This is a genomic window from Phytobacter ursingii (genome assembly GCF_001022135.1).
Lineage (GTDB): Bacteria > Pseudomonadota > Gammaproteobacteria > Enterobacterales > Enterobacteriaceae > Phytobacter > Phytobacter ursingii.
The window spans coordinates 50,056-61,406 of the sequence record NZ_CP011600.1 but is presented as its reverse complement, the minus strand read 5'-3'; the positions used below and the strand labels follow the sequence as shown (position 1 = coordinate 61,406).

Sequence of the window (11,351 nt, the reverse complement as noted above, 5' to 3'; positions counted from 1 at the left end):
CCCTGATTTATCAGATAACCCGTTTGATGTTCAGGTAGTCGCCGGTTGTATCAAGCTGGATCGTGATGGTCTCAGAACCACGATTTCGCCAGAACCAGCCATGTTTACCCTCGAACGCGGCCTGTAAAACGCCGTCTCCGGATGTGATCTGCCGGGCTTTACCATAGCCATGGTAGAAGCCTTTCGGGGCGTTGACCGGATCGCCGTGCGCATCCACGTTTACCGGTCCGGAACTTGTCCACTGATAGGTCACGCGGGCATCTTTGCGCATTTCCAGTTTAACTTCAGCAGCTTCGTTAGGCTTCAGGGTGATGAGCATCTGATGACGTTGCGAGCCAGCCGATGGTACTTCCGGCGCGCGCGTGGTCGCCGGAACGCTCAGCTCCGGGTAGGTGTTCTGCGTTATTGCCGGAGGATTATCCGGGATCGGTCGCTCATTAACTGGCGCAGCCAGCTGTCCTTGCTGAACAGCGCTGGCCTGATTATCGGCATCAGCTTCTTCGGCAAGCTGCGTTTTGATTTCTCCCATCTGCTTAAGCCCCAGTAAACGACCCACGCCAGTAGGATCAATGCCGTATTCCGAAGGCATGACGACGGTGATCAGCAGCGTCAGCGCCACGATGGCGGCGAGGATAGTGGACTGCATCAGTTTGATGGCAGAAGGTAATTCTGCGCGTGTTGGTAAATCAGTGTTGTACATTGTTTTGTCTCCCTCAGGCTAAAATGTAGCCACAAAGCTGGTAACTCATTAACAGAAATCCCGCGCTCATCATCACCACATTGGCGGTATAAGCGTGTCGGAAAAAGCTCGCCGTTTGCCGCCAGTAGCTCATAACGATCAGGATGGCGCTCAGCGCGAGCAGCTGGCCGATCTCAACGCCAATGTTGAAGGCAATCAGGTTGACAAACAGGCCATCGGGAGAGATTTCGAATTCCTGGATTTTGGTTGCCAGACCAAAACCGTGGAAGAATCCAAAGATGAGCGTCGCAAGCTTCGTGTTGGGCTGAACGCCAAACCAGCGCTGGAATGCCCCGAGGTTATCAAGCGCTTTATAGACCACGGACAGCCCGATAATGGCGTCAATAAGGTAAGCACTGACGCTGATATCAAAGAAGGTGCCGATGAGCAGCGTCGTTGAATGCCCGATAGCGAACAGGCTAACGTACAGCCCGATATCACGCATTTTGTAGAGAAAGAAAATCACCCCGAACAGAAACAGCAGATGATCGTAACCGGTCACCATGTGCTTCGCGCCAAGGTAGATAAACGGGATGATGTTCACCCCGGTGATTTCCTGGATGTACCCTTTGTCGCCTTCCGCCACGCCGTGCGCATACGCGCCCTGGCTGTAGAAAAGCAGTAACAACAGGAAAAACAGACAAGCCGAACGCGCCTGAGCTGAAAGCAGGCGAGCGCTCAACCGGCCCTGTGTATCAAGGCTGGTATACATAAAAATCCTTACATGTTGAATAATAACGAATTAGCAGAAGTTATTACGCAGACAGGATTCTCGGAGGGCGTTCGGGGGTGGACTGCGGCATTTGCAGTATTTGTTCTGAACTCAACGCATATATCACCCGCATGCCCGGATTCCATGCGTGCAGAGTAGGCAGAGCAAAGAGTTTATTCAGATCGTGGGAATGATCGGCATTGAGGTGATGCACGCTACCGTGGGAGTGAAACAACAATGGATCGTGCTCATTCAGTGGTTCATCGCTGTCGTGTTGATGGTCACTGATGGACGTTGTTTCCTGAACGCTGTATGCAGCCTGTGGCTTTGCCATAAACGAACTGCTCAGCACGGCAACAGCCATGATGATAAGCACGATTCTGGAAATGACTTCACGGCTGATAAACACAGTTAACGGCATCCTGATGATACAAAGTAACAACGTGCGTAATGTATCCGCTATGCTGGCTTGATTTCAATAGTTGTTTTGAGTTTGGTTTTGTCTGAAATGTTCAACAAATCCTGCCGTCCACTTCTGGCACAAAGCGGACAGTGATCACCGTTCTTACGACTACTTTCTGACTTACTTCGTGACTTGCCCTAAGCATGTTGTAGTGCGATACTTGTAATGACATTTGTAATTACAAGGGGTGTAAGACATGGGTAGCATTAACCTACGTATTGACGATGAACTTAAAGCGCGTTCTTACGCCGCGCTTGAAAAAATGGGCGTAACTCCTTCTGAAGCGCTTCGTCTCATGCTCGAGTATATCGCTGACAATGAACGCTTGCCGTTCAAACAGACACTCCTGAGTGATGAAGATGCTGAACTTGTGGAGATAGTGAAAGAACGACTTTGTAATCCTAAGCCAGTACGTGTGACGCTGGATGAACTCTGATGGCGTATTTTCTGGATTTTGACGAGCGGGCACTAAAGGAATGGCGAAAGCTGGGCTCGACGGTACGTGAACAGTTGAAAAAGAAGCTGGTTGAAGTACTTGAGTCACCCCGGATTGAAGCAAACAAGCTCCGTGGTATGCCTGATTGTTACAAGATTAAGCTCCGGTCTTCAGGCTATCGCCTTGTATACCAGGTTATAGACGAGAAAGTTGTCGTTTTCGTGATTTCTGTTGGGAAAAGAGAACGCTCGGAAGTATATAGCGAGGCGGTCAAACGCATTCTCTGAACCAAAGCATGACATCTCTGTTTCGCACCGATGGTGACACTTCTGCTTTGCGTTGACAGGAGAAGTCAGCTATGAAACTGCCACGAAGTACCCTGCTCTGGTGCGTGTTAATAGTGTGTCTCACACTGCTGATATTCACTTACCTGACCCGTAAATCGCTCTGCGAAATCCGGTACAGGGACACGAACAGGGAGGTGGCGGCTTTCATGGCTTACGAATCCGGTAAGTAAGCTACCTGGAGGCGGGGGAAACCCCGCCTTTTCAGGGCTGAGGGGGTCAGTTCTGCCGAAAGCGCCTTTACAAGGGGCTGTCAGTTGTCCGACTGGCAGCCCCCTTTTCGTTCCGGGCGCGGCCGCACGCATGAACATCCCGGAAACACTGTTCCCCTCCGGGGAACGGGGGGAAGGGCGGATGCGCCCGCGGCGCTTCCGCTTTATTCCCGCCGCCTGCCCGTCCTCTCCTCATACATCTCCGCCGTCTCCAGTTGCCCGATGGCCATCAGTATCCCGTTGTGGGATTCACTGGTCAGCTGCATGATTTTCCAGTGAAGTCGTTTCAACTGGTATACCAGCTGCGCCCGGTCGGTTTCTGCATCGTTGATGGCCAGCATCAGGCAGCACTGGCCCACTATCCTGCACGTCTCGTCGTAAAACGCGTCTTCAGCATCATCTTCGTCTTCATTTTCTGACATGAGAACGCCTCCGGTTGCGCTTTTTTTGCGCAATTCCAGCATACGCCAGAGCACCACAAAAAACAGAAAAATGAACATCTGAAAGCTGGCCCCCTTCGGCTCCCCGTCCGTTCCGGCCGGGGCGTCAGGGCCACACTCCGCTAACCCGGCGGCAGGCCGCCGGCTAAGCTCCGCCGAACCCGCTGCGCGGTTTCGGGCTGCTCCTGGTGTCCGATGGCAAAGGTCCGGGGCGCGCTTGCTGCGTCCGGGGGACGCGCCGCTTTCACCGGCCGCACGCGGCCTCTCAGGGCAGGGGCACTGTTCTGTCTGTTTTCATGCTCATCCTCCGCCGGTACAGCCTGTTCCGGGCGATGGCTGCGTCAGGCTGCTGTAGCACCGTCATCCGCCTGCCCTGAATGGGTTCGCCTCGCCGTTCCTCGCCCGTTCGCACTCGCCGTAAACGGCTCGCTTGCGCTGCGGCCTCCGGTGACGCCCATTCGGTCATTCGTCTGCCGTCGCTACCTGGCCCTTTGCCGCGCCATTCCGACCGAAACAGGGTTTCAGTAACCAACACAGGAGAACCAGCATGAAAACACAGAACAGCAAAACCGCCGCAACCACAACCGCCGAAACAGGGGGTGAAAACCAGAATTCAACGGCATTAAACCGTGATGTTAACGACATCCGGGAACGTGCTGCGCGTTCGTATCGCCGCAGCCTGTTTATTCCCGGATCCCCGGCAGTGAATACGGCTGCAATTCGCACGTCGTTTGACATGGGCATTGAGTATCTGTCAGCCGCGCGGTTCGCGCTCGATGAGTGGGTTTTTGGCGACAGGGGTGTCCGTTCAGGTATCGAGATGATGCTGATAAAACCGCAGGAAAAACTGCTGGTCACGGTGTTTGTATACCGCCCGCAGCCGCAGGCCGTGCCGGAAACATGGGAAGCAAGGGTGGTGCATTGTGCTAACCGGATCGGCGATGACGAGTGCGCGGAAACAGCCGAGTACGAAACAACGCAGGTCTATATGGCTTCCGGTGTGATGAACGACGATGCGAGAGCGATTTTTGAGGCAGAACACAAGGGACTGGAGAAGTACGCCCGTGAACACCTGAAAAAAGGGGACGACGAGAGTCCCTTCTGTCACTGGCAGTACGTCCGCTGAATCACGGCGCCACACCCCGGCAGGCCTTGCCGGGGTGACACATCATCTGAATTCGCAGGAAGGAGAACATCATGGAAATGACCGGACAACCTGGTCTCAGTACATCAGCAGAGCATATCCGCGCTGATATCACTGTTACGGTCTGCCTGACCAGGCAGGGCAGGGGAGTGCATTTTTGCGGCCATCCGCTCCTGAGCGGCAGCAACAGCAACCTCTGGTTTCCGCTCGGTGAGCGTGAAGACCTCTTTGCAGGTATCGAGCGGATACTGACGATGAATGGCCTGGCGGAGAATGTGGTCAGGCTCACGCGGCTGCGGGGCTGTCTCAGTTATGACGATTACGCCGTCACGTTTAACAGAAAACAACCGGCCTGAGACAGCTCATCACCACAGGCTCCTGGTGCGTACCAGACCGGGAGCCGTCTGCCCGGTGGCCTGCCCCGGCGCACGGCCCGAAAACCACCGGCACTGCGTGCCGGGGGAAGCCGGTGCTGACGCACCGGGCCTCCCCCTTCGCGGCGTCACTCTCATCATTATATCCGGTGAGTGGGTCCGGGTGTGCTGCGGTTTCCGGTGGCTGCCTGTGTGCGTGCTGTTACCGGGTGTTCCAGGATGCATTCAAAGCAAAACCCTCTTCAGGGCACTGGCCCCCTTCGGCTCCCCGTCCGTTCCGGCCGGGTCGTCAGGGCCACACTCCGCTAACCCGGCGGCAGGCCGCCGGCTAAGCTCCGCCGAACCCCTTCGGGTTTCGGGCTGCTCGCTAGTGTCCGATGGCGAAGGTCCGGGGCGCGCTTGCTGCGTCCGGGGGACGCGCCGCTCTCACCGCACCGGCGACGGGCGCCGGCGCTTTAAGGGCGACCCGGCGATATGACGTTGCCGGGTCGGGTGTGTGCATCCTGCCAGTCCGGTGAGGCCATCTCCCCTGCTGTCCTCACGCGGAGGGCTGTTCGTAGCACCGTCATCCGCCTGCCCTGAATGGGTACGCGTTGCCGTTCCTCGCCCGTTCGCACTCGCCGTAAACGGCTCGCTTGCGCTGCGGCCTCCGGTGACGCCCATTCGGTCATTCGTCTGCCGTCGCTACTCGGCCCGTTGCCGCGAGAGTACCAGCCAGGGAGATGGATTAACCATCACCGAAGGAGAAAACCAGGATGCACACACAGAACGTCAACGTCAAAACCGCCGGAGAGGAAACCGCCGGAAGATGGGGGATAAAACCAATGCGTACTGATGGCTTTATCACAAACATTCATTCACGTAACCCGTTCGACGTTATTCGCGCCGATGTGGTTCTGGCACGGATGGAAAAACAGGCAAACCGTGGGTGTGGGCTGTACTACGAGATTTATGAAGCCCGCCTCTTATCGATGGCGATGATTCACCTGGCAAAACTGCCGCTGAATGACCGCCCTGCTTTCATCGGTGCGGCGGCTAAACGGGGTTACATGGTAACTGCGTCAGAGGAGGCGCGGGCACAGGATGAATGCGACCTGCTGTTGTCTGAACTGGCCGCTGATTACTGACCGGAACGTTAACCGCAACGACCCGGCCGGGTAACCGGCCACCATCACTAAGGAGATAAGAATGTCCGTAACTGAAATTCTCAATACCCCATCGATGGCGTTTTATGTCCCGTCCTGCAACACCGTCTATGCCTGGGCCAGGCAGCAGGACGGCGAATGGGTGACCGAATATGGTGCGAAAACACTGAACGCCGTGCGCCGTATCTACCCGGACACAGAACTGCTGTCTTTTTCCGAAGTGAAGGAAGCGCAAAACCTGGGTTATCGCCGTCCGTGGGTGGAGATTTCCGAAGCCCGGTACATCGACCAGCTCGAAGTTCTTCCGCCGCTGGACTGGTGCCGGGGATTTGGCGGGGAGTCGTTCAAGTCGCGCGAATTTACGGGCGGCGATGTGACCGCAATTTTTGTGAGTGTGGAGGGGCGTTTCTTTGAGTGCCATGACCTGCACACCCTGAAACATAAAGCGCTGATCGAGGATGTGATCACCCGTTTCTGTCCGGAGAAGCAACTGAATTCCGGGCATTAAAAAAGCAGGGTGGCAACCCTGCTTAATCAACGGGCAGCACGGTCGAGGTGCTGTCCACATCAAAACCACTATGGAGGACTAATCCATGATATTTGACCCGCAAATCGTCGCACAGGCAAACGCGTTTGTAAATGCCCTGAAAGCAGGAAAACGCGCGCATATGCCCGCGCTGCGTTTTGAATTCTGGCAGCAGTTCATGACTACCGTAAATGCCCGGATGGAGGCTGAGGCGTAATAAACGGGGCCGCCAGTAATGGCGGCCTTATCACCCACCATCAGGAGAACTCATCATGTCAGAAGCACAAGAAGAAATGGGGCCTGCGTTGGGAGCGAGTCGCGGTGAATCCTTGCCTGCGTCTGAGCTTGCCGATCTGGCGGCGAATGTTTCCGGCCGCCCGTCACCGGCTGTTGTCTGGAACAATGCAGACCGCGCCGCCCTGGCGGCAGAGGCACTCTGGTTGTTTGCTGAGCGTACTGGCCTGGCCAATGATTCAGAAGAGATGGAGACCGTGATCATCGATTTCCTGGCCGATCTGATGCACCTGTGTGAACAGGTTGGCATCACCACGCCGCACCATAATGGACTCATGGCGTTAATGATGGCTGCCGAGATGTACGTTGAAATGGAAGAGGGTGAAATCGGCTGATCATCTGCCCGGAACGGCCACGGCCGGGAAGGGCGTTCCCCTGCGGGGAACCGGGCAGGACGGGGGCGCCTGCGGCGCGCCCCCTTTTCCCCGTACGCCTGGTACATAGTGTCTTACCCTCTCCCGTATTCCTGACATGTTTGCTGCTGTGCCGGCGCATATTCCTGTCCTGGTTATTCGTCTTTTCCCGATCACTGAACACAAAAAACCTCTTCAGGGCACTGGCCCCCTTCGGCTCCCCGTCCGTTCCGGCCGGGTCGTCAGGGCCACACTCCGCTAACCCGGCGGCAGGCCGCCGGCTAAGCTCCGCCGAACCCGCTGCGCGGTTTCGGGCTGCTCGCTAGTGTCCGATGGCAAGGTCTAGGGCGCGCTTGCTGCGTCCGGGGGACGCGCCGCTCTCACCGCACCGGCGACGTGGCCGCCGGCGCTTTAAGGGCGACCCGGCGATATGACGTTGCCGGGTCGGGTGTGTGCATCCTGCCAGTCCGGTGAGGCCATCACCCTTGCCGTCCTCACGCGGAGGGCATTTCGTAGCACCGTCATCCGCCTGCCCTGAATGGGTACGCGTTGCCGTTCCTCGCCCGTTCGCACTCGCCGTAAACGACTCGCTTGCGCTGCGGCCTCCGGTGACGCCCATTCGGTCATTCGTCTGCCGTCGCTACTCTGCCCGTTGCCGCGAGAGTACCAGCCAAGGGAGATGGATTAACCATCACCGAAGGAGAAAACCAGGATGCACACACAGAACGTCAACGTCAAAAGCGCCGGAGAAGAAACCGCCGGAAGATGTGATCAAAACACATGCCTGACTGACAGGCAGATCATCGACCTCTTTAACTGGGTTTTTGCTGCGACGGATGATATTCCGGGCGCGAAATGCCACGACTTCACCCCACCCGCAGATGCGGAAGAACTCAACGTATTTGAAAAGGGTATCCCGGATTACTGCGCTGTCTGGATCAGCAACGGCTGGCCAGTTGCAGCTGCTCTGCCACTCGATTTTTTATTTCGTGTTGTACCTGCTAATTATTTTTAAGGAGATAACCATGATCCGTTTATCATCACGTTATGCTGCGCCGACATCAATTCGCCAGAATCGTCCTCTCACGAATGATGAACTGATGCGTGTTGTTCCCAGCGCGTTTTCAGTGGAAAAACACGAATCACGCTCTGACAGATATACCTATATTCCGACCATCGCATTACTGGATCGCCTGCGTGAAGAGGGATTCCAGCCGTATTACGCCAGCCAGTCACGTGTACGTAATCCGGACCGCCGGGAATTCACGAAACATATGTTGCGTTTACGTCGCGGCGATAATTTTTCGGGTAAAGAAGTGCCGGAGATTCTTTTACTGAACTCACACGACGGGTCCAGCAGTTATAAAATGATCCCCGGTATGTATCGGCAGGTCTGCACGAATGGTCTGGTTTGCTGGAAGTCATTCGGGGAAATCAATGTGCCTCACAAAGGGGATATTGTCGGGCAGGTTATCGAAGGGGCATATGAGGTGCTCGGGATATTTGATAATGTCACTGAAAATATTGAGATGATGAAAGGGATCACGGTTTCTCCTGACGAAAGAATCCTTCTCGCTAATACCGCACTCGATATTAAATACGATGGCAAAGAAGCGCCCGTCACGGCAGAGAAAATTCTTGTTCCGCGCCGTTATGAAGATAAACAAACCGACCTCTGGACAACCTACAACACTGTGCAGGAAAACCTGATCAAGGGTGGTTTACGTGGCAGAACGGCCAAAGGAAAAAATACAACCACACGCCCGGTAACAGGGATTGACGGAGACATAAAGCTTAATCAGGCATTGTGGAAAATGGCCGAAGAGTTTGCGAAGCTCAAGAGCTAGAAAATAAAAAGCCCGGTTAACCGGGCTTTTTTTCGTCTTTCACCGGTGTTCTCTGGTCAGCATTTTCACTGAATGGCGACGTTTTAACGGGATCGCCTGTGCCTTTCTCAAGTAACTGTTTTCTGGCGAGCAGTACCGTGTAGATGCTTTTTATGATCCTCGCATATTCACGCCTTGCTTTTATCAGTTTTGGATTCGGTCCTGTATTATACATTCCCACACTGTCCCAGTTCCTGCCGTAGGCCTGGAAGTTTCTGGCTAAAATCCATGCGCCGCTGTACACGCAGATGCAGGGATTATTAAGCAGATCCTTACGCGTGATATTGAAGTTTTTCAGCTTGCCGAAATTATTACTGTTGAGCTGCATCGCACAGACGTCTTCTGTACCGCCCGCACTGGCGCTGTTAATGGCTGTCGGATTTAACCGGCTCTCCTGTATTGATATTGCCATCAGAAGCGTGGGATCAATACCATAGTCACGACCAGCTTCATCGAAACATAATTCCGGCGCGGCCTGTGCGCTGAATACGGCAGCAAAGCCAGCGATAGCTAACCATTTCATTCTGATAATCTCATATGCGCGCACAAAATGTGCCTGACGGTTTTTTGTGAAAAATACGCGTTCAGATCATCCGTTGCAAGATAATTCGTTACAGACGCGCACGGGGCGCTTGCTGCACATCCCTGAAAGGAGACAGAGATATAATAAATCCAACAACTTCGATCTATTTCACAAGCCGCTTTTTCTTCTTTTAGTTTCATCACACCCCACGCAAGATTTCATCTTGCAGTTTTTGTTTTTTAAAACAGTTGCTTACATTGATATTTTGCCTGTTTTTAGCCTGTTCAAATCAAAGTGTGTGTTAATTAACACATGTTTCAGTGCCTAATTGTGTGTTAATGCAGTGCCGGATTGTGTGTCAATGCAGTGCCTAATTGTGTGTCAATCAGGCACTGTAAACGGCACTGTGGTGTGTGTTTATTGTGGCTATTATTTAAAATCAGTGAATTATAGATAAATTTTCAGCGTGCAGTGCCGGATTGACACACATTAAAATACTGAATGGTGCCGGATTAACACACATAAAAACAGGGCACAGTGCCGGATTAACACACACGAAAACGCAGTATAGTGCCGGATTGACACACACGTTTTTGATACATAGTGCTGAATTAACACACCTTTTTGGTGTGAACAGTGCCGGATTCACACACCTGAAAAAAATATTACTCAGTGCCGGATTGACACACACTGAATGCGGAGAGAATAATTATCCGGGACAGGTTATCCCCGCGCATCAAATTTATATTACATCCGCGTGAGCGTATTTACGTTAATTCATATAACTGCCGGGCGTTTTCATTATGCGCGGCATGAGGTGACAGGACAATGGGCCGAAGAAACATCTACTTCAAGGAAAAGACCGAGCGGGAAGTGCTGGAGCTGGTCCAGATTGAAATGCAGAACGGCGCCACGCATGGCGAGGTTAACTTCTCGTCCGTGGTGAATGAACTGGTCGGCATTGGCCTGATGGTCAAAAAGCATCAGAGCGAAGGGAATAAATTCGATATGGAAGGATTCAATCGTGACTTAATACGCAGGGTGGCCGGTACGCGTGAAGGTACGAGTATCATGATGGCCATGATGACAGAAATGTATCTGCAAATCAGGGGAGAGAACACTCAGGATAAACTGGAAGCGCTTATGGACCTGAATCTTACCGGGATGTCCGATGCGGAAGATAAGGCAGAAAGTAAACACTTTATTCAGGAAGAATAAATACCCTGTTTTAAAAAAATAAAGCATGACCGGAAGCGTGCCGGTCGTGTTTATGTTTCCGGTCTGAACGTATCCTCTCAGCACTGACGGTTTCCTCTCCCTGTTTTTTATGCGTGATGCTGATATCGAATAACGGGAGCGTATTTACCGCCCGGTTTCCCGGCGAAGGATATCTCTGTAGTGGGCTCTGTAAGTCGCAAGATTCTGGCGTTCTGTCCTGGCTGGCTGTGTATTCTGTTATGGTTGTGGGTGGACAGATACGCGAAATAACGCTGTGGACAGGCTTTTCGATGCATGAGGCTGAGGTGACCCGTTTGCATTTTTTAAGTGTGTTTTTACAGACGGTGTCGGGTGGCATTTACGCCACCCGCTTTCTGATTTCCTTATTCGCTGTGAAAGGTCGCTGTGATATGGCAATAATATCGGGAGACGTTACCCCGTGACATTACGGATTCTTATTGCGGTGTGTATATTTACAGAGTGAAACAGACAATGCCCGTACTGATTCAGAACGTTAATAATGCGTAATGGTTGCTTATAAC

At 53.4% G+C, this 11,351-nt stretch carries 17 protein-coding genes and 1 pseudogene; 12 read left to right on the top strand and 6 right to left on the bottom strand.

The genetic code is table 11. The features are described 5' to 3' along the window. Positions 1-10 precede the first annotated feature (10 nt). The 4 genes and pseudogenes from AB182_RS01100 to ydfV all read right to left on the bottom strand — a co-directional run. Entirely contained in the window at positions 11-700 is a 690-nt protein-coding gene (locus tag AB182_RS01100) for a hypothetical protein (RefSeq protein WP_004196322.1), read from the bottom strand. A gap of 13 nt (positions 701-713) precedes the next feature. Continuing rightward, complete coding sequence (locus AB182_RS01095) at positions 714-1,451, bottom strand: HupE/UreJ family protein (protein ID WP_008460272.1); 738 nt, start codon at positions 1,449-1,451, stop codon at positions 714-716. A gap of 43 nt (positions 1,452-1,494) precedes the next feature. Beyond that, a complete protein-coding gene (locus AB182_RS01090; protein WP_009651956.1) occupies positions 1,495-1,860 on the bottom strand; it encodes a hypothetical protein in 366 nt (121 codons plus the stop codon). Positions 1,861-1,987: 127 nt separating this feature from the next. Next, positions 1,988-2,086: pseudogene (ydfV, locus tag AB182_RS32830) on the bottom strand (protein YdfV); the annotation flags it as partial. A 24-nt stretch (positions 2,087-2,110) separates the two neighbouring features. On the opposite strand from ydfV, the gene relB reads away from it, so the two are divergent. From relB to AB182_RS01075, 3 genes are all read left to right on the top strand, one after another. Next, positions 2,111-2,350: a type II toxin-antitoxin system antitoxin RelB gene (gene relB, locus AB182_RS01085; RefSeq protein WP_004196370.1), complete on the top strand. Its 240-nt coding sequence runs from the start codon at positions 2,111-2,113 to the stop codon at positions 2,348-2,350. Continuing rightward, complete coding sequence (gene relE, locus AB182_RS01080; RefSeq protein WP_000323025.1) at positions 2,350-2,637, top strand: type II toxin-antitoxin system mRNA interferase RelE; 288 nt, start codon at positions 2,350-2,352, stop codon at positions 2,635-2,637. Before relB ends, relE begins: the two co-directional genes overlap by 1 nt. 71 nt (positions 2,638-2,708) lie before the next feature. Beyond that, on the top strand, positions 2,709-2,867 hold the full coding sequence (locus tag AB182_RS01075) for a type I toxin-antitoxin system Hok family toxin (RefSeq protein WP_014063856.1): 159 nt from the start codon (positions 2,709-2,711) through the stop codon (positions 2,865-2,867). 203 nt (positions 2,868-3,070) lie between these two features. Here AB182_RS01075 and AB182_RS01070 read toward each other — a convergent pair whose 3' ends face one another. Beyond that, on the bottom strand, positions 3,071-3,406 hold the full coding sequence (locus AB182_RS01070; RefSeq protein WP_223883546.1) for a DUF2767 domain-containing protein: 336 nt from the start codon (positions 3,404-3,406) through the stop codon (positions 3,071-3,073). A 487-nt stretch (positions 3,407-3,893) separates the two neighbouring features. Between AB182_RS01070 and AB182_RS01065 the strand changes: the two genes are divergently transcribed. The 8 genes from AB182_RS01065 (at position 3,894) to AB182_RS01030 (ending at position 9,029) form a co-directional block, all read left to right on the top strand. Then, positions 3,894-4,472: a hypothetical protein gene (locus AB182_RS01065; RefSeq protein WP_047368818.1), complete on the top strand. Its 579-nt coding sequence runs from the start codon at positions 3,894-3,896 to the stop codon at positions 4,470-4,472. Positions 4,473-4,543: 71 nt separating this feature from the next. Then, complete coding sequence (locus AB182_RS01060; RefSeq protein WP_047368817.1) at positions 4,544-4,846, top strand: hypothetical protein; 303 nt, start codon at positions 4,544-4,546, stop codon at positions 4,844-4,846. 773 nt (positions 4,847-5,619) lie between these two features. After that, positions 5,620-5,991, top strand: a complete 372-nt coding sequence (locus AB182_RS01055; RefSeq protein ID WP_047368816.1) for a hypothetical protein — start codon at positions 5,620-5,622, stop codon at positions 5,989-5,991. A 61-nt stretch (positions 5,992-6,052) separates the two neighbouring features. Next, entirely contained in the window at positions 6,053-6,517 is a 465-nt protein-coding gene (locus tag AB182_RS01050) for a DUF1419 domain-containing protein (RefSeq protein WP_109267836.1), read from the top strand. Between the two features lie 85 nt (positions 6,518-6,602). Continuing rightward, entirely contained in the window at positions 6,603-6,752 is a 150-nt protein-coding gene (locus AB182_RS01045) for a hypothetical protein (RefSeq protein WP_047368815.1), read from the top strand. Between the two features lie 55 nt (positions 6,753-6,807). After that, positions 6,808-7,164, top strand: coding sequence for a hypothetical protein (locus AB182_RS01040; protein ID WP_052958798.1), 357 nt, complete (start codon positions 6,808-6,810; stop codon positions 7,162-7,164). 730 nt (positions 7,165-7,894) lie between these two features. Continuing rightward, positions 7,895-8,197, top strand: a complete 303-nt coding sequence (locus AB182_RS01035; protein WP_047368814.1) for a hypothetical protein — start codon at positions 7,895-7,897, stop codon at positions 8,195-8,197. Between the two features lie 13 nt (positions 8,198-8,210). Further along, complete coding sequence (locus AB182_RS01030) at positions 8,211-9,029, top strand: DUF932 domain-containing protein (protein WP_047368881.1); 819 nt, start codon at positions 8,211-8,213, stop codon at positions 9,027-9,029. Between the two features lie 16 nt (positions 9,030-9,045). Here the strand turns inward: AB182_RS01030 and AB182_RS01025 are convergent, their stop codons facing one another. After that, a complete protein-coding gene (locus AB182_RS01025; protein WP_047368880.1) occupies positions 9,046-9,591 on the bottom strand; it encodes a lytic transglycosylase domain-containing protein in 546 nt (181 codons plus the stop codon). A gap of 828 nt (positions 9,592-10,419) precedes the next feature. Between AB182_RS01025 and AB182_RS01020 the strand changes: the two genes are divergently transcribed. Continuing rightward, a complete protein-coding gene (locus tag AB182_RS01020; RefSeq protein WP_047368813.1) occupies positions 10,420-10,809 on the top strand; it encodes a relaxosome protein TraM in 390 nt (129 codons plus the stop codon). The last annotated feature ends 542 nt before the right edge of the window (positions 10,810-11,351 follow it).